Here is a 17455-nt window from a genome sequence, read left to right as displayed (position 1 = left end):
ATGAAGAAGGACACGAGGTGGCAAACGCTGAAGTGTCTGATTCCGATTCCGAGCTAAAGTGGGATTAATAAGATAATTTTTATTTAAGTATGAAGAGAGAGGCTTCCCGATGAATTTCGGGAGGCTTTTTTATTTTATAATCACGTAGTTTTGCGGCGCGAAGGGCATTAAGCCTTTGCATCATTTCAAAATATTATTTCTCATATGGGATTACAATGTGGTATTGTTGGATTACCAAACGTGGGCAAATCCACCCTTTTTAATGCACTATCAAACGCTAAAGCTGAGGCAGCAAACTTTCCATTCTGCACCATTGAACCAAATGTGGGTGTGATTACCGTGCCGGATGAGCGACTTCAAATTCTTGCTGATCTTGTTAATCCTAAAAAGGTGTTGTCAACAGTAATGGAGTTCGTGGATATAGCTGGCCTGGTGAAGGGTGCCAGCAAAGGAGAGGGACTAGGAAATCAATTCTTGGCAAATATTAGAGAAGTAGATGCCATCATCCATGTGGTAAGATGTTTTGATAATGACAACATTGTTCACGTATCTGGAAAAGTCGACCCGATTGAGGATAAGGAAGTAATAGATACAGAACTTCAGCTTAGAGATCTTGAGTCAGTAGATAAGCGTATAGAGCGTGTGCAAAAAATAGCCAAGTCCGGCGATAAGGACGCTAAAGCGGAGCATGAGGTTTTGGTGAAGTTTAAGGCTCACCTTGAAAGTGGTCAGAATGCTCGATCGCTTGAGATGGACAAGGAGCACAGGGCTTGGATAAAGCCGCTACAGTTGCTGACAGACAAGCCGATCATCTATGTGGCCAATGTGGATGAGGAGTCTATCAATACCGGCAATGAGTGGAGTAAAAAACTTGAGGAAAACATCAAGCATGAAGATGCGCAATTGATTTTAGTGTCAGCAGGTCTTGAAGAGCAAATCGCCGAATTTGAAGATCCTGAGGAGAAACAGATGTTTCTGGAAGAGTACGGCTTGAAAGAATCTGGCCTAAATCGATTGATCAAGGCATCTTACTCTCTGCTGGATTTAATAACCTACTTCACTGCCGGAGAAACGGAAGTACGAGCATGGACCATCAAGAAAGGATGGAAAGCACCACAAGCTGCCGGAGTTATACACACCGATTTTGAAAAAGGCTTTATTAAAGCCGAGGTGATCAAAATTCCTGATTACCAGCAATTTAAATCAGAGGCTGGCTGCCGGGAGGCAGGCAAGCTGGCAATCGAAGGAAAAGAATATGTGGTGAAGGATGGCGATGTGATGCACTTTAGGTTTAATGTGTAATCACCGCTCTATAGATCTAAATCTTTTATATCCCACCAGTTCATCGTTGACGTTCCCAGGCTTGCGATAGTAAACAAGGATTTCATACTCATCTTCAGCCTGAAAATGGCTTCCTTCAAAGAAGTATGGAGGCAGGTCTTCGCTATCTACATAGTAGAGATATTCATAATATCCCTGTTTCAGCTTTAAGGTGGTTTGATATCTATTTAGCCCATTCTGATTGGTGAATTTCATCAGGTTGTCATCCGTGAGTTTCCAGTTGTTAAACTGTCCGGTCACATAGACCTTCCCGTTTATTTGATCCGACTTTAGCGCAAAGGTGACATTGGCATAGTCTGCGTTGAGGAAGCCTTCCCCTGGGTCATTGTTTTGAATGATAAATTTTCCGTTGATGTCTTGGAAATTTTGAGTGTAGGGAATATTCCCACGAGTGCCATCAAGCTTTAGTGGTGCAATTATTTGGGTGCCAGTATTGGTAATCCTTCCCACATTTCTTCCCGAAACATTTAATGTCCGTAAGTCTGCAAATCGAAACTCGTTCCATCCGGGAAAATTGGTTTTGAGATCCAGATGTTGAAATTCCATGTAGCCTTCATTTGCTCGGATTAATGTTGGAGATACATTTCTAATGGCTGTATACCAGTTGTGATTCTGAAGAAGCACTGTACTTATATCTTGTGTCGGTGAGTTCACAAGCAATTTTCCATAATTGACACTGTATTCTATTTGATGGTTTTCTTCCCGCTTATCAATGGTCGTGCTAATTCTTACTGTCTGATTAATCGAAGCACTTTGGTCAACTACCATAAAGCGTCTTGTTAGGATTACATCATTCGGGTTTGCCCTTCTGTGAATTGCCAAAATGTAGTTGCCTGAAATTTTGGGTTTGGGAATACTCAATCTGTAATTAATATAAGGTTGAACAGTATTGACAGAGTAGTCAAATTCTGAAATTCTGAAGTTATTGATTTCATTAAGGAACTCCATGTCACGCAATACGGACTTCTTCCAATCCTTATTGCAGTGATAAATCTTTGCACTCAGGTTTTCGAATTGATCGGTAAGTAGGTCTAGAGAAATCTGTAACTGATCAGAACCATTTAGTCTTACGATCGGATTTTCTAGTTCTTTTATCTGACCATTTTCAATGGGTGTGATTTTTACTGTACCTACAAGCGTCTCATAGTCATGATTATCGAAAATAATCTTTTTACTTACCGTAGATTGTTGGGGGACTACCGGTTCACATTGTACTAATAGGAGAGCTATTGCAATTATCGCTAGGTTATTCATAACTTTAGAGGTACGAAAGTCCAAATTAGGGATTACAACTATAACAATCAGCTTTGGGTCTTTAAAATGCCAACATGAATGTCGGTTACTGAGGAAAAATTGATAAAAGGATGCCAGAAGGGCAAAAAAGAATATCAGCAGGCACTGTATGATAAATTCTGCGATGGAATGTATCTGGTAGCTCTGAGATATTCGAAAATGCAACAAGAGGCAGAGGATATCCTTCAGGAATCTTTTATCAAGGTGTTCAAGAACATTAAGAATTTCAGGAAAGACTCTTCATTGGCATATTGGATCAAAAGAATAGTTGTGAATACTGCACTTAATCATCAGAGAAGTAAGCTTTACCTCTACCCAATGGTAGATGTGAATGATTTGGATGATTGGAGTGAAAAGGAATCAGTGATCTCAAGTTTAGGTTATGAAGAGCTCCTTGAGTTGATTAGGGAGTTGCCCACCGGGTGCCAGGTTATTTTCAACCTTTTTGCGATTGAAGGTTTCAAGCATCATGAGATAGCCGAAAAATTGCAGATAAGCGAAGGAACATCAAAGTCACAGTATTCTAGAGCCAAGTCGTTATTAGCGGAAAAGGTATTGCAGAGAGAAAAAATACGGTATGGATCGAGAGAACTTTGAAGATAATATCCGTAAGAAGTTTGAAGGACAAACGATAAAAGCTCCTAATGGAATCTGGAGTAGGGTTGAGGGAGCCAACAACGCTGACCTTTTGGTTTTGTATTCCAAAAAGCAAACCAGGTATAAGTGGCTATCTATCGCTGCAATTTTAATAGCCGCGATCACTCTCGGAGCTCAGTATTTTAAGCTTGAAGATTCTATAGAAAATAGTAGCACTGAATTAACCAGCTATAACGCACTTTTATCTGGAGACTATAATAATCAAACTATTTTCTATCCTCACTTTTCAACTTCAGGTGTTTCCCTTCCTGAGTTTAAAACGTCTGAATCAAGTGATCCTTCGAATAATTTGATTGCTGAAGATGAAACCACCATTGATCAGGTTCAGCTTTACAGCGAGGATATAGGATTTATTCCTATGTATAAGCCAACTCCTGAGATTGCCACGGTTGATGCTGATATTTATAGATATTATACTTTACAGTCCGCTTTAGAGACTAAAAAAAGGTCAAGTAGCTCGGAAACTAAAGTATGGGCTGGACTAGAAGCAGGGGCCGGTAATTTTGGCTCTGAGTTCAGTAATTCTGGAGCCATAGCAAGTGCTATTAATCCTTCAGGACTGGCAGCAGCAGTTGGCACTGGAAATTTCGTAAATCCAACCACGAACATCTCACAGGAAATGGATGATGGACTGGCAAGAACGGTCGGATTTGATTTTGGAGTGCAATTCGGCAAGCGGTGGACACTTGAAAGTGGACTTGCCTACACAAGCATGGACAATAAAGGTTCGGCCTCAATCAACGTTTTGGACGTCTATACTGTTGATAATACTGAATTCATAGATAATCCAGGAGGATTGGATGATAATGGAGAGCCAACACCAATCACTCGATCACGAGAAGGATTGATTGAAGTGGAGGAGAATTATGATCATGAAGTTGAATTGAACAACAACGTTCAACTGGCATCCATACCTGTCAAAGCAGGATACTTTGTTGTCAATAAGAAATTTAGCCTTAGGCTAAACGCAGGACTTTCTGCCAACTATCTGGTGAATGGATCGATTTCAGATCCTTCAAAAGAAATCCTAAATAGTAGTGAGTTTGGACTGTACAATGACTGGTCTTTTGATGGGATCGGTGGATTGGAGTTGGGTTATTCAATATTTGATAAGTTTAATTTCACTCTAGAGCCCAACTATAGACATGCCATTACTCCACTCAGTAATTCGGTAAATGCTCCCTCTCGTTTTGTTATACAAACAGGTCTTCGATATACCCTGAAGTAGCCTTCTATCATTAAAATGTCCTATTTCGCATAAAAAATGTAACCATCTATCACAGGTGGTAGTATTTCTTTGTGGATGCAACTTTCCCAGAAGTGTTGTGTCACTTACTCGTCAACTAACTCAAAAAACTAACTCATGCGCTCCCAAGGACTAGTTTGCGTTGTGTCTTTGCTTCTATTGTTTGGTTTCACTGGTGTAGCTCAAACAGACCTTCCTCCCAAAAAATCATATACTACAGATCGTATCCAAAGCGAAATTGTAATTGATGGACTACTCGATGATGCCGCTTGGGATCAGGTAGAGTGGGGTGGTGATTTTGTCGGCCATAGGCCGGAATACAATATTGAGCCTTCGCAGAAAACTCAATTCAAAATACTTTATGATGCTAAATTCCTTTATGTGGGCATCAGGGCCTTTGATACAGAGCCTGAAAAAATCGTGAAGAGGATGTCTAGAAGAGATGGTTTTGACGGAGATTTTGTGGAAATCAACATCGATAGCTACAATGACAAGCGAACTGCGTTTTCTTTTACAGCTTCTGTGTCTGGGGTAAAGGGCGATGAATATGTATCAAACAATGGAGACAATTGGGATTCAACCTGGGATCCAATCTGGTATCTAAAAACCAGCATTGATGATGAGGGCTGGATAGCTGAATTTAAAATTCCACTTTCGCAACTACGATTCGCTAATAAAGAAAATCATACTTGGGGAATTCAATTTACAAGACGTTTGTTTCGTGAGGAGGCAAGATCCACCTGGCAGCCTGTAGATCCAAATGCACCGGGCTGGGTTCATTTGTTTGGAGAACTCAAGGGGATAAAGGGTATTAAGCCTCAAAAACAATTAGAAATTCAACCGTATGTTCTAGCTTCATTGGAGAAATATCCGAAAGAGGAAGAGAACCCATTTAGAGACACAGGCAAGGAATATAAGGGAAATGTAGGTCTGGATGCTAAAATTGGAATCACTTCAGACATCACGCTTGATCTCACATTCAATCCGGATTTTGGTCAGGTAGATGCTGATCCATCCACGGTAAATCTTTCTGCGTTTCAGTTATTCTTTCAGGAAAGAAGGCCATTCTTTCTTGAAGGAAGTAGCCTTTTAAATTTCAGAACGAGCGGCGGGCCTAATAACCTTTTTTACTCAAGGAGAGTAGGTGGTAGACCACCTGGTCACCCAGAAGATATAGAGTACATAGATAAGCCTGATCAAACTCGAATAATTGGAGCTGCTAAAATCACAGGAAAAAATGCTAAGGGATTTTCATGGGGTTTGTTAGAATCTGTGACAAACAGGGAGCATGCTGATGTGGTATACACCAACGGAAACCGAGGGGAAGAAGTAGTGTCGCCATATACAAACTATTTGGTGGCAAGAGCTCAGCAGGATATTGATGGTGGAAAGACAGTAGTAGGCGCCCTGGCTACTCACGTTCAGCGATTTGATAATAGAGGTAATGGCCTTGAGTACCTGCATGATAATGCGACGAGTGCAGGTATTGACCTGGATCACAACTTCAAGGATCGAAAGTATGGAATGGAGTTCAGAGTGATGTTTAGTCAGGTTGAGGGTACTCAAGGTGCCATCTATAAAACTCAAACAGCGTCTCAAAGATTCTTTCAGCGTCCAAATAATAATTACAAGGAGGTGGATTCTACTCGAACATCTCTCACTGGTTCTGCAGCCACTTTCGCGTTTGGTAAGCGAAGCGGAAACTGGAGATGGACCTTTGGATCAAATTATAAATCACCCGAATTGGTGCTAAATGATGCTGGGTTTCTTCGTCAGACAGACGATATAAACAACTGGTTTTGGACTCAGTATCGAATCCCAAAGGTTACTAAGATGTTCAGGTGGCAGAATTATAATGTTTATGCTGAGTACAATAATGATTTTGGAGGAGCCATTACCAACAGAGGGGTGAACTTCAACATGAACTGGGAATTCATCAATTATTGGGGATTTGGTCAAGGCGTCTGGATAGGAGGTAAAAGAGCTTCCAATGCTGACCTTAGAGGAGGACCTTCTATTAAATATCCGGGAAACGTAAACTATTGGTATTGGATAGGTTCTAATAGCAGAAAGAAAGTGCGTGTCTCGTTCAACAACTGGTTTAATTGGGGAAATAATGATTTCTCCAAGAGTTCAGGTATTTCCCTCAATGTCGATATTCGTCCTGTAGATGCTATGCAAATTTCCATATCTCCTAATATCAACTGGAACCGGGATGACCTTCAGTACATCTCTGAAGCTGAGCTAAACGGTGAACCAAAGTATATCCTAGGAAGAGTGGAGCAAGAGACCTATAGTATGTCTGTGAGAGCTAACTATAATTTGACCCCAAATTTAACTCTAGAGTTTTGGGGCCAGCCTTTTATAGCTTCTGGTGTTTACAGCATGTTTAAGAAAGTAAACGAACCAAACTCCGAGAGTTATAATAGTCGATTTACTATGTTCTCAGACTCAGAAGTTGTTTTTAATCAGGCTGAAGAGCAATACGAGGTTTATGAAAGTGGAGCGAGCACCCCAGATTATACCTTTTCAAATCCTAACTTCAATATTGTTCAGTTCAGGTCAAATTTTGTGATGAGATGGGAGTACATTCCTGGGTCTACATTATTCCTTGTTTGGGCTAATAATGGATCATATTTTGATCAATCAACTCAAAATAGCTTTAGTGATTTAAGTTCCAGGCTTTCCGGATTAACCGGTAACAACACCTTCTTAATTAAATACACGTACCGATTTATTTTGTAAGGAATCTTCCTGCTAACTTTGGCATAAATCTTAAATTAGAAATATGTCCAAAGTTGTAATAATAGGCGCAGGGGGAGTTGGTCGTGTCACAGCGTTTAAGTGCGCTCAGAATTCAGATGTTTTCACTGAAATAGTATTAGCATCTCGCACACAATCGAAGTGCGACGATATCGCGAAAGACATCAAAAATCAGATAGGAGTTACTGTGAAGACGGATCAGGTAGATGCTGATCACGTGGATCAGGTTGTTGCTTTGTTTAAAAAGCACAATCCTAAAATGGTAATAAATGTGGCGCTTCCTTATCAGGATCTAACCATTATGGATGCATGCCTTGAAGCTGGCGTTCACTATCTGGATACAGCTAATTATGAACCGCCAGAGGAGGCAAAATTCGAGTACAAATGGCAGTGGGCATATCAGGATAGATTTAAGGAAGCGGGACTCACAGCCGTTCTTGGTTGTGGATTTGATCCGGGAGTTACCGGAGTTTTCACCTCAAGAGCAGCCAAGCATTTCTTTGATGAAATTCACTATTTAGACATTGTGGACTGCAATGCGGGCGATCACGGGAAGGCCTTTGCTACCAATTTCAACCCTGAAATAAACATTAGAGAGATTACTCAGAAAGGTAAATACTGGGAAGATGGTAAATGGGTAGAAACCAAGCCTTTCGAGTTTAGAAAAGATTTAGACTATCCAAATGTGGGAAAAAGACCTTCTTATCTGCTCTATCATGAAGAGTTGGAATCTTTAGTGAAAAATTACCCAACCATCAAACGAGCAAGGTTCTGGATGACTTTTGGGGATGAATACCTTACTCACCTAAGAGTTATCCAAAATATCGGAATGGCCTCAATTGAACCGGTGAATTATGAAGGAAAGGAAATTGTGCCCCTTCAGTTTTTGAAAGCCGTACTTCCTAACCCTGGAGATTTGGGTGAAAACTACGAAGGTGAAACTTCTATTGGGTGCCGAATAAAAGGAGTGAAAGACGGTAAAGAGAAGACCTACTACATTTGGAATAACTGTAGCCATAAGGCAGCATACGATGAAACCGGCGCACAGGGTGTTTCCTACACCACAGGAGTTCCTGCCATGGTAGGTGCTTATATGATGATGACAGGAGAGTGGTCAGGTGCAGGTGTGTACAATGTAGAAGAGTTTAACTCTGACCCATTCCTTGAAAAATTAGCAAGCTCAGGTCTTCCGTGGCATGAAAAGCACGATATAGATTTAGGAATGGACTAATGATTGATATCAAAGAAGTTCCGGAGTTTTATCAAGGCTATGTCCGAACGCTGGGCGAAGGAGAACTTGTGCCTCTTTTGCTTAAGTCTGGCGATGACTTTATTGGTTTCTGTCGTAATCTCACTGAAGCTCAGGGACGCTACAAATATGCACCTGATAAGTGGAGCATCAAGGATGTCATTTTGCATTTAATAGATTCTGAGAGAGTCTTTGCTTACCGTGCTTTGCGTTTTGCACGAAATGATAAAACAGAACTTTCGGGATTTGAGCAGGATGATTATGTACCAGAAGCTCACGCAGATGAGCGCACCATACACAATTTACTCACTGAGTTTACCAATGTTCGAGCTGCTACCGTAGACCTTTTTTCTTCTTTCAATGATGAAATTAGAAAGCGATCTGGAATCGCCAATGGGGTGCAGATAAGTGTAGAAGCTTTGGGGTATATCATTTCTGGTCATTTGGTTCACCACATGAACGTATTAAACGAAAGATACACCAAGTGAATATTCCTTCTCCATGTTTTGTGCTTGATGAAGCGAAACTCATCAGAAATCTAGAGTTAATCGATCATGTGCAAAAAAGCGCCGGAATCGAAATCATTCTGGCCTTCAAGGGATTTTCAATGTGGAGCGCTTTCCCTGTGGTAAAAAAGTATGTGAAAGGAGCTACAGCCAGCTCATTGAACGAAGTGAAACTATGCAACGAGGAAATGGGAGTGAAGTCTCATACCTACTGTGTTGCTTATGATGACGCTGAATTTGATGAGATTGTATCAAAATCCTCACATATCACTTTCAATTCACTCAGCCAATACCATCGATTTATAGATCAGGTTCCAAACGATGTTAGCGTTGGTTTGAGAGTAAATCCCGAGTGGTCAGATGTTGGCACAGATTTATATAATCCATCAAGTCCGGTTTCCAGATTAGGAGTTACCGCCAAGAACCTGACGGAGTTACCGGATCGAATAGAGGGATTGCATTTTCATGTTTTGTGTGAATCTGATTCTTACGCACTTGAAAATGTGCTGAAAAATTTTAAGGAGCGATTTGGTAAATCCCTACCTCAAATCAGATGGGTCAACATGGGTGGTGGCCATCTTATGACCCGAAAGGGATACGATACCGATCACTTGATCAATTTACTTTCGTCATTTAGAAAGGAGAATAACGTAGAAGTAATTTTGGAACCGGGCAGTGCCTTTGCCTGGCAAACCGGAGATCTTTATACGACAGTCCTTGACGTTGTTGAAAATGGCGACAAAAAGACTGCCATATTTGATGGGTCGTTCACCTGCCATATGCCTGATTGTTTGGAGATGCCATACCGACCAAAATTGGAAAATGGATCTGATGAGGAGATAGCAGGCTGGCATGCTTACAGGCTCGGTGGAGTTAGTTGTCTGGCTGGTGATTTTTTGGATGACTATTGGTTTGAAAAACCTTTGCAGCCAGGGAATTCGATCATTTTTAAAGACATGATCCATTACACCATGGTAAAGACCAGCACGTTCAATGGTGTGAAACATCCTTCAATTGCCATATTGAGGACTAACGGAGAGGTAGATGTTGTTCGAAAATTTGGCTACAGCGATTTTAAAAATCGACTTTCCTAATCCTTAAGCTTAGGCTCCAGATCACCTCGCATAAATAAATTGTATTCTTTACACGAAAGGTAACCCTCTCCGAGTGAATAGGGGCAGGTTTTGTATACTTCATCAAAGATTCCCGCATGAACCACAACACCTGATCCATGGCAAACCGGGCACAGCATTTTTTCTAATCCTCCACAATCATATTCAGCGGTAGCAATATCTTCTTCGAAACGTTTTGCCTGCGATCGTTGAATTTTCAAGTATTCATCTTCTGAATATTGGAGGTATTGAATGGCAGGTTCGTAGTAAATACCCTTCGTTCCTTTTAGTTGGATATATTTATTCAACCAGTTGATGCTTTGCTTATACTTGCCAAGATGAAAACTGTTCCGTCCGAAGAAATACGCCATTTCAGAAGGTAGCTTTTCCATGTTTTGAAGTACAAACTGGAATAACATCTGGGCACTATCGTACTTACCCAGCGCCATGAGTTCAGCACCCTTCTCCATTTTGCCAATCAATTCTGATTCTCGCACAATCTGACCCTGACCGATGAATGTTGAAATAAATAAAATGACAAAAAGTAGTTTCTTCATGAGGACTTGCTAACGAGCGGAAAAATAAAATGGTTTGGTGGGTTATTGATCTATTAAAGCAAAAGATTAACCATTTTTATGATAGCACGGAATCTTTTCACAGTTTTGGCAATAATTTGACCTTGAGTCGTTGTTGACTTAGAACTAGTGTGTATGAAAAAGCTTGCTTTATTGATTCTGATGCTGCTGACCATGGGGTATACCTATAGTCAAAACACTCGGACAGCAGAAACAGCCAAACCCCCACGACCTCAATATCAGGCAGCTAAGAAAGAGAAAAAGTCATTATTTGGATTCTTAAAGAAAGAGAAATCATCAGAGCTTAAGACATCTGAAGAGGAGAGGCTGGCTTTTCGGAAGAGGGTTAGTCAAGCTTATAAAGAAAATGCCAAGGTTGAATACAAATCACAGAAGATAAAAAAGAAGGAAGCGAAGAAAGGAGAGAAATTTCATGGACACAAAAGGCCACCTAAGAAGCGTCCTCCAGGGAAGCAGAAGTTTTGTAAAATCTGCAAAATAAAACACTAAGCACTTGCTCGGTACAGTTTCTGAGATCTTATTCTCAGATCAAAATGGGAAAGGATAGCTCTTCGAATGGATTGCTTAAGAAAAGTGTGATTGACACCACCTTCTGAAACTGCAAATTTGACAATTGGCCGCTGGATGTCTTTGATTAACGACAGTTTTTCAACCCACTGAGCATACATTTCTTTCCAGTCGGCATCATAAGCTTCCATATGAGATCTCCCATCCCACATTATTTCTAATTGATTGTCTGCGTGATCATGCCGATAAATGGCAGCAAGAATATCATAATTATCTTCCAGTAGTTCTTTGCTAAAAGATATCTTCTCTTTCAACTCAATAATAAAGTCATCCTCCAATCCCATTGGGTTGTGTTGCAGATTGTATGATATTAAAATTTGCTGAAGCCAGTCATTTATGAGGCTTTCCTTGGAAAAGGCTTGGACGGACTTGAGTAGATAATTCTTATCCTGAGGGAAGTATTTTTCTTCGATGAGCATAAAAAAAGGGTAACACAAAGTTACCCTTTTAATTGAAATTTAAGATCAATATCATTTGGTGAATTGGAATACCCAAAGTTCATCAAAAATACCGGAAGTCCTTGCTGTAGAAGCCACAGTAAACTGTGTACTTAAACTCGTTGTACTAGGTGTTATTGTAACTTCAACTCCGTCATTACTCCTGATAACAGTATTTACCGAAGTTGCACTTTCAAACGCCCAAGTTCCGCTGACAGAAGTGGCATCACTTGCACCACCCCATACTTCGCCATAGCCGCTTGGTATTCCCGAAGCGGTAAAATTACCACCCCAAACACCATTTGAGCCTTCGGCGATTCCACTTATTGTAAGTGTAAAGCCGGTCCAAGTGCCTTCTGTTTGATTATCATAAGTAGGATTACCAGAAACATTCCACGTACCCTCGAAAAGAGAAGCTTGTGTTTCGCCAACTGACGGACCTGGATCACTACCACCGCCACCGCATGACATAAAAATAACTAAGGAAGCAAAAACTAAGGCAGCAAGTAAGTTTGATAATCTTTTCATAATTAGAATCTAAATAATTGTCTGATTAGATATAAGGTATATCCAAAAGTAGGAATTTTTATTTGTTAATACCTATTAAACAGAAAAAAGCTCTCCAAATTATTCGCCGATCACTCTTTTTTTAAAGATTAATCTTATTTGCGCACTGGGCAATTTCATTCTTCTCATTGGATGAGATGATTAAAGTCTTGTTTTTAACATTGTCAATTTGAGATTTCCACCAGTCAAACCCTTCATCATCCAGGTTGGAAGTAGGCTCATCCATTAGGATTACATCATTGTGAAAGAAAAAGGCTGTAAGTAGTTTGCTCCTTTGTTTCATGCCCGTAGAAAAATCTTTGATGACTTTTTCTAGTGGAAGAGAGGCTGAATTTGCCATTTCATCAATTGAAATAGTTGGTTTCTTAAATTTACTGTGAAAGGATAGAAATTCTTTGAGAGTAAACTCTTCCACAATTTCCGTGTAAGGTCCGATCAGCACAGAGGAATAATTAGCATCATCTATTGACTTTCCATCTATGGTTATTGTGCCGTTTGAGGGCGTCAGAAAGCCAGCAATAATCTGTAGTAAGGTTGACTTACCTGCACCATTTTTTCCAGTAATAGCAGTAGGTTTTCCGGATTCAATCTCAAAATTCTGATTTCGGAATATCCAGTTCTTACCGAACTTCTTCCCAATATCGTCTCCTTTAATAATCATTTATCCAGCTCTTTGGGAGTACATAAATAATGCTTGGTAACGATCTTGCTCATTGCCTTAATATTCGGGAGATCCGAAGCATCCGCCACGTCAACCACATTTCCATGCTTTCTGAGAATTTTAATTGACTGACCTGAGGCTATGTAGGCTGAATTACTCACTGATCCTGTTTTCACAAAATAGTGTGCATCATGCTCTGAGATACCATAAAGGTTCATTGTTTTCTGCAACAGTTCATCTGTCACAATTCTACCAATTGGTTCATTGGAAAAGGAAATCCCCAGGAGTTTACGTTCCAGCAGCATTTTGCTCAGCTTACTCAGAACCACATCTTCATGATCTTGCCAAAACTTGATAGACCCCCAAATATCATTATCGTCCAATAGTGCATAGACCTCCAGGATATCCTTATCTTCTTCAAAATCTTTGGAAGTGATATTCTGCTCCAGAAATATCGACAAAGCTGGAGTGGCCATCACTTTCTTTCCCTTCTGAGTAAGCTCTTTGGCACGTTTGATGATCTCAATGAGCATGACCTCTGCACTTACTGCAGTCTTGTGAAGGTATACCTGCCAGTACATGAGTCGCCTAGCACTGAGAAAATTTTCGATACTGTAAATGCCTTTTTCCTCTACCACTAGTTGACCCTCTACCACGTTCAACATTTTGATGATCCTTTCTGAACCAATTGAGCCTTCGTACACTCCAGTAAAAAAAGAATCACGCTTCAAATAGTCAAGTCTATCAATGTCCAGTTGACTGGAAACCAGTTGATGAAAGAAAGGTCGATGATACCTGTTTTCAAAAATCTCAATGGTCAAGTTCAGCGCTCCATCAAACTCTTCATTCAGCTGCTTCATCATCCAGAGACTCACTTTTTCATGCCTCACACCTTTGAATAGTGAAAACTCAAGCGTATGCGAAAAGGGACCATGTCCTAAATCGTGAAGCAGGATGGCGATCATCACTGCATCATATTCAGCGTTTGATATTTCAATTCCTTTACCCCGTAGGGAATCCAACGCATTACTCATAAGGTGCATCGCGCCAAGTGCATGATGAAAGCGGGTATGCAGCGCTCCGGGATACACATAATCTGTAATCCCCAGCTGTTTTATTCTCCTCAGCCGCTGAAAATAACGATGCTCTATGATGTCGAATATGAGATCGTTGGGTATATTGATGAATCCGTAAACCGGATCATTTAGAATTTTCTTTTTGTTCAACAGCGTTTGTGATTTACTTAGCAAACCAATGCTAAAACTGAATTAATGCAGCAATTTAAAATCTTATGGGCGGACGATGAAATTGAGCTGTTAAAGCCTCACATTTTATTTCTTGAGCAAAAAGGATATCAGCTGACTCCAGTAAATAGTGGGGCTGATGCACTGGAAGAAATTGACCACAATTACTTTGATATTGTGTTCCTTGATGAGAATATGCCGGGAATGAGCGGACTGGAAACACTTAACTACATCAAGTCTACTCATCCTAATCTTCCAGTTGTGATGATTACAAAAAATGAAGCGGAGGAGATTATGGAAGAGGCTATAGGGGCTAAAATTGCTGACTATCTGATCAAGCCGCTCAATCCGAATCAGATTTTGCTTTCTGTTAAGAAAATTCTTGATAATAAACGGATCATTTCAGAAAAAACAAATCTGGGCTATCAGAAGGAATTTCAGCAGCTGGCTATGAGTGTGATGGATGCTCAGGATCATCATGATTGGATGGACATCTACAAAAAACTGGTGTACTGGGAGCTGGAAATAGATGAGACCGAAGACAAAAGCATGGTGGAAGTACTGAATGCACAAAAGGTAGAAGCTGACACCAACTTCTCAGCTTTCATTACTTCCAATTATGAGGATTGGATAACAAATCCTGATATAGAGCGTCCACTGCTTTCTCACAATCTACTCAAGCAAAAGGTATTTCCTGCGGTGGGAGAGGAACCTGTTTTTTTGATCATCATCGATAACCTGCGATATGATCAGTGGAAAGTAATCGAGCCTGAGGTAGCTGAGCTTTTCAACATTGATCATGAAGAAATGTATTTCTCGATTCTACCTACTACTACTTCTTATGCGCGAAATGCTCTTTTTGCCGGACTGACGCCTCTTGATATTTCTAAGCGGTACCCAGACCTATGGGTGGATGAAGAAATTGATGAGGGGAAAAACTTGAAGGAGGCTGAGCTGCTGGAAGCTAATATGGCACGAAATCGAATCCAGGAAAAGTTTAGCTACCACAAAATTCTACGTGCAGAAGAAGGTAAGCAGGTGAGTGAGAGTATCACCAATCTTATGAATAATGGTCTGAATGCCATCGTCTTCAACTTCGTGGATATGCTGTCGCATGCTCGTACAGATATGCAAATGATTCGAGAGCTGGCACCAGATGAGTCAGCTTACCGATCGATCACCAAGTCATGGTTTACACACTCTTCATTGTACGATACATTGAAGGCATTAGCCAATCAAAAAGTGAAAGTGATGATCACCACGGATCATGGAACGATCCGGGTGAATAAAGCACAGAAAATTGTGGGTGATCGCAATACGAACACCAACCTGAGGTATAAGGTAGGGAGAAATTTAGCTTTCGATGAGAAGTCCGTTTTCTTCACTCGTGATCCGGAGAATTTAGGACTTCCCAGACCGCACATGAGCTCGACGTATGTCTTTGCAATGGATGATCATTTCTTCGCTTATCCGAACAACTTCAATCACTATGTGAGGCATTATAAGGACACCTTTCAGCATGGTGGAATTTCCATGGAAGAGATCATGATTCCCTTTATCACTTTGGCAAACAAATGACCATCCCAAACTACAATGAAGAGGAGCTACAAGAGGTGGCTCGTAAGCTGATTAGCAATTTTGGTCATATCAAGGTATGGTGCTTTGATGCTGAAATGGGAGCAGGTAAGACCACCCTCACCAAGGCTATTTGTAAGGAACTTGGTGTGGTGGATGAAATGAGTTCGCCGACTTTTTCCATTGTGAATGAATATCAAACTAAGAAAGGGGTCGATATTTATCATTTTGATTTCTATCGCTTGAAAGACTTTGAAGAGGCGCTGGACATTGGGGTGGAGGATTATCTGTACTCCGGAAATCTATGTTTGTTGGAGTGGCCGGACATCATCGAATCACTTTTACCCGATGAATACCTCCAAATAAGCATTAAATTAGTAGGTGATAACACCCGATCACTAACTGCACAACCTAAATGAACGAGAAATCCGGATTTGCGAAGCTGGCACAAGAGCAGACCCTTTATCCGCAGGAGGCACCTGCTAAAATTTCAAAAAAACACCAATCCTTGCAGATAGGCGTACCACAGGAAATTGCCGATCAGGAAAAACGCATGCCTATCAAGCCGTCTTCCGTGGGAGTATTGGTCGCCAATGGGCACGAGGTACTGGTGGAGGCCGGAGCAGGAGATTCAGCCAATTTTTCAGATAAAGAGTACAGTGAGGCTGGGGCCAAAATTGCCTATAGTGCTAAGGAGGTATTTGAGTGCCGCACGGTGCTGAAAGTGGAGCCACCTACGATGAAGGAAATAGAGATGATGAAACCGGGCAGCACGCTGATTTCTGCTTTTCAGGCAGGCAAGCAGAATGTAAAATACCTGGAAGCTATCAATAAGAAGAAGCTGATTGCCATAGGCTATGAATTTATACAGGACAAAGTAGGAGGGCTGCCACTTGTAAGAGCCATGAGCGAGATTGCCGGTAGCAATGTGATGATTATCGCTGCGGAATACCTAAGCAGTGCCAATAATGGTAGAGGGGTGATTCTTGGGGGAATAACGGGTGTTCCACCTACGCGTGTAGTTATTATTGGAGGTGGAACAGTGGCTGAGTTTGCAGCAAGGGCAGCATTGGGACATGGAGCTGAGGTTCGTGTGTTTGACAATGAGATTTATAAGATGCGCCGACTCAAGCACTCGCTGGGTCAGGAGATATATACTTCCACCTATGATTCTGCACTCCTAGCTAAGGAAGTGGAGGAAGCTGACGTGCTGATAGGGGCGGTGCGTTTTGAAAAAGGGCAAAGTAAAATGCTGGTAACCGAAGATATGGTGATGAAAATGAAGTCCGGTTCAGTAATCATAGACGTGAGTATCGATCAGGGAGGTTGTATAGAAACCTCGGAGCTAACCAATCATAAAAAACCCGTTTTTGTAAAGCACGATGTGACGCACTATTGCGTGCCGAATATTGCCTCACGAGTAGCCCGAACAGCCTCATTGGCGATCTCAAATATCTTTACGCCAATCTTGCTGGAAGCAGGTGACTGTGGTGGGATTGATGAGATGATTTATACCCATCCTTGGCTACAAAAGGGCGTATATTCCTACAAAGGCACATTAACCAACCTTGCGCTAGCGAAGCGCTTCAACCTTGCGTTTAAGGATATTAGTTTGTTTATGGCAGCCAGGATTTGAGATAA

General features: G+C 41.1%; 17 protein-coding genes. 11 read left to right on the top strand and 6 right to left on the bottom strand.

Annotation, left to right across the window (positions count from 1 at the left end; translation table 11 throughout):
* Positions 1–204 precede the first annotated feature (204 nt).
* Positions 205–1302, top strand: a complete 1098-nt coding sequence (gene ychF / locus ACEQZT_RS01835; RefSeq protein ID WP_370086648.1) for a redox-regulated ATPase YchF — start codon at positions 205–207, stop codon at positions 1300–1302.
* On the opposite strand, the gene ACEQZT_RS01830 is transcribed toward ychF, so the two are convergent.
* Positions 1303–2595: a type IX secretion system plug protein domain-containing protein gene (locus ACEQZT_RS01830; protein ID WP_370086646.1), complete on the bottom strand. Its 1293-nt coding sequence runs from the start codon at positions 2593–2595 to the stop codon at positions 1303–1305.
* 78 nt (positions 2596–2673) lie between these two features.
* Between ACEQZT_RS01830 and ACEQZT_RS01825 the strand changes: the two genes are divergently transcribed.
* From ACEQZT_RS01825 to nspC, 6 genes are all read left to right on the top strand, one after another.
* Positions 2674–3231, top strand: coding sequence for an RNA polymerase sigma factor (locus ACEQZT_RS01825; RefSeq protein WP_370086644.1), 558 nt, complete (start codon positions 2674–2676; stop codon positions 3229–3231).
* Positions 3212–4519, top strand: coding sequence for an outer membrane beta-barrel protein (locus tag ACEQZT_RS01820; RefSeq protein WP_370086642.1), 1308 nt, complete (start codon positions 3212–3214; stop codon positions 4517–4519). Before ACEQZT_RS01825 ends, ACEQZT_RS01820 begins: the two co-directional genes overlap by 20 nt.
* A 135-nt stretch (positions 4520–4654) precedes the next feature.
* A complete protein-coding gene (locus ACEQZT_RS01815) occupies positions 4655–7282 on the top strand; it encodes a DUF5916 domain-containing protein (protein ID WP_370086640.1) in 2628 nt (875 codons plus the stop codon).
* Positions 7283–7325: 43 nt separating this feature from the next.
* On the top strand, positions 7326–8531 hold the full coding sequence (locus ACEQZT_RS01810; RefSeq protein WP_370086638.1) for a saccharopine dehydrogenase C-terminal domain-containing protein: 1206 nt from the start codon (positions 7326–7328) through the stop codon (positions 8529–8531).
* A complete protein-coding gene (locus tag ACEQZT_RS01805) occupies positions 8531–9037 on the top strand; it encodes a DinB family protein (protein ID WP_370086637.1) in 507 nt (168 codons plus the stop codon). Before ACEQZT_RS01810 ends, ACEQZT_RS01805 begins: the two co-directional genes overlap by 1 nt.
* Positions 9034–10149, top strand: coding sequence for a carboxynorspermidine decarboxylase (gene nspC / locus ACEQZT_RS01800; protein ID WP_370086635.1), 1116 nt, complete (start codon positions 9034–9036; stop codon positions 10147–10149). Before ACEQZT_RS01805 ends, nspC begins: the two co-directional genes overlap by 4 nt.
* Here the strand turns inward: nspC and ACEQZT_RS01795 are convergent.
* Positions 10146–10724 (bottom strand): hypothetical protein, encoded by a 579-nt coding sequence (locus ACEQZT_RS01795; protein ID WP_370086633.1) that lies wholly within the window; start codon positions 10722–10724, stop codon positions 10146–10148. The two genes, nspC and ACEQZT_RS01795, sit on opposite strands and share 4 nt — an antisense overlap.
* Before the next feature lie 153 nt (positions 10725–10877).
* Between ACEQZT_RS01795 and ACEQZT_RS01790 the strand changes: the two genes are divergently transcribed.
* Positions 10878–11252 carry a hypothetical protein gene (locus ACEQZT_RS01790; protein ID WP_370086631.1) on the top strand — a complete coding sequence of 125 codons (375 nt, stop codon included), beginning with the start codon at positions 10878–10880 and terminating at the stop codon, positions 11250–11252.
* Here ACEQZT_RS01790 and ACEQZT_RS01785 read toward each other — a convergent pair.
* From ACEQZT_RS01785 to ACEQZT_RS01770, 4 genes are all read right to left on the bottom strand, one after another.
* Entirely contained in the window at positions 11249–11749 is a 501-nt protein-coding gene (locus tag ACEQZT_RS01785) for a hypothetical protein (protein ID WP_370086629.1), read from the bottom strand. The genes ACEQZT_RS01790 and ACEQZT_RS01785 overlap by 4 nt on opposite strands.
* A gap of 51 nt (positions 11750–11800) precedes the next feature.
* Positions 11801–12295 (bottom strand): hypothetical protein, encoded by a 495-nt coding sequence (locus tag ACEQZT_RS01780; protein ID WP_370086627.1) that lies wholly within the window; start codon positions 12293–12295, stop codon positions 11801–11803.
* A gap of 121 nt (positions 12296–12416) precedes the next feature.
* Positions 12417–12995, bottom strand: coding sequence for an ATP-binding cassette domain-containing protein (locus ACEQZT_RS01775; protein ID WP_370086625.1), 579 nt, complete (start codon positions 12993–12995; stop codon positions 12417–12419).
* Positions 12992–14221 carry an HD domain-containing protein gene (locus tag ACEQZT_RS01770; RefSeq protein WP_370086624.1) on the bottom strand — a complete coding sequence of 410 codons (1230 nt, stop codon included), beginning with the start codon at positions 14219–14221 and terminating at the stop codon, positions 12992–12994. The genes ACEQZT_RS01775 and ACEQZT_RS01770 overlap by 4 nt, the downstream gene beginning before the upstream one ends.
* A 45-nt stretch (positions 14222–14266) precedes the next feature.
* Here ACEQZT_RS01770 and ACEQZT_RS01765 point away from each other — a divergent pair, with 45 nt between their 5' ends.
* From ACEQZT_RS01765 to ACEQZT_RS01755, 3 genes are read left to right on the top strand one after another with little or no spacing between them, the layout of a single operon-like run.
* Positions 14267–15817: a PglZ domain-containing protein gene (locus ACEQZT_RS01765; RefSeq protein ID WP_370086623.1), complete on the top strand. Its 1551-nt coding sequence runs from the start codon at positions 14267–14269 to the stop codon at positions 15815–15817.
* Positions 15814–16233: a tRNA (adenosine(37)-N6)-threonylcarbamoyltransferase complex ATPase subunit type 1 TsaE gene (gene tsaE / locus ACEQZT_RS01760; protein ID WP_370086621.1), complete on the top strand. Its 420-nt coding sequence runs from the start codon at positions 15814–15816 to the stop codon at positions 16231–16233. Before ACEQZT_RS01765 ends, tsaE begins: the two co-directional genes overlap by 4 nt.
* Complete coding sequence (locus ACEQZT_RS01755) at positions 16230–17450, top strand: alanine dehydrogenase (RefSeq protein ID WP_370086619.1); 1221 nt, start codon at positions 16230–16232, stop codon at positions 17448–17450. Before tsaE ends, ACEQZT_RS01755 begins: the two co-directional genes overlap by 4 nt.
* Positions 17451–17455 lie beyond the last annotated feature (5 nt).

This window comes from Ekhidna sp. (assembly GCF_964218185.1).
Lineage (GTDB): Bacteria > Bacteroidota > Bacteroidia > Cytophagales > Cyclobacteriaceae > Ekhidna.
This window is presented reverse-complemented; position numbering and strand designations above follow the sequence as displayed.

Bases quoted from the DNA above. Each gene is read 5' to 3' on its own strand.
- ACEQZT_RS01820 (WP_370086642.1), top strand. From the start codon at position 3,212: ATGGATCGAGAGAACTTTGAAGATAATATCCGTAAGAAGTTTGAAGGA.
- ACEQZT_RS01755 (WP_370086619.1), top strand. From the start codon at position 16,230: ATGAACGAGAAATCCGGATTTGCGAAGCTGGCACAAGAGCAGACCCTT.
- ACEQZT_RS01805 (WP_370086637.1), top strand. From the start codon at position 8,531: ATGATTGATATCAAAGAAGTTCCGGAGTTTTATCAAGGCTATGTCCGA.
- ychF (WP_370086648.1), top strand. From the start codon at position 205: ATGGGATTACAATGTGGTATTGTTGGATTACCAAACGTGGGCAAATCC.
- ACEQZT_RS01785 (WP_370086629.1), bottom strand. From the start codon at position 11,749: ATGCTCATCGAAGAAAAATACTTCCCTCAGGATAAGAATTATCTACTC.
- ACEQZT_RS01830 (WP_370086646.1), bottom strand. From the start codon at position 2,595: ATGAATAACCTAGCGATAATTGCAATAGCTCTCCTATTAGTACAATGT.
- ACEQZT_RS01815 (WP_370086640.1), top strand. From the start codon at position 4,655: ATGCGCTCCCAAGGACTAGTTTGCGTTGTGTCTTTGCTTCTATTGTTT.
- ACEQZT_RS01795 (WP_370086633.1), bottom strand. From the start codon at position 10,724: ATGAAGAAACTACTTTTTGTCATTTTATTTATTTCAACATTCATCGGT.
- ACEQZT_RS01790 (WP_370086631.1), top strand. From the start codon at position 10,878: ATGAAAAAGCTTGCTTTATTGATTCTGATGCTGCTGACCATGGGGTAT.
- ACEQZT_RS01780 (WP_370086627.1), bottom strand. From the start codon at position 12,295: ATGAAAAGATTATCAAACTTACTTGCTGCCTTAGTTTTTGCTTCCTTA.
- tsaE (WP_370086621.1), top strand. From the start codon at position 15,814: ATGACCATCCCAAACTACAATGAAGAGGAGCTACAAGAGGTGGCTCGT.
- ACEQZT_RS01765 (WP_370086623.1), top strand. From the start codon at position 14,267: ATGCAGCAATTTAAAATCTTATGGGCGGACGATGAAATTGAGCTGTTA.
- ACEQZT_RS01775 (WP_370086625.1), bottom strand. From the start codon at position 12,995: ATGATTATTAAAGGAGACGATATTGGGAAGAAGTTCGGTAAGAACTGG.
- ACEQZT_RS01825 (WP_370086644.1), top strand. From the start codon at position 2,674: ATGTCGGTTACTGAGGAAAAATTGATAAAAGGATGCCAGAAGGGCAAA.
- ACEQZT_RS01810 (WP_370086638.1), top strand. From the start codon at position 7,326: ATGTCCAAAGTTGTAATAATAGGCGCAGGGGGAGTTGGTCGTGTCACA.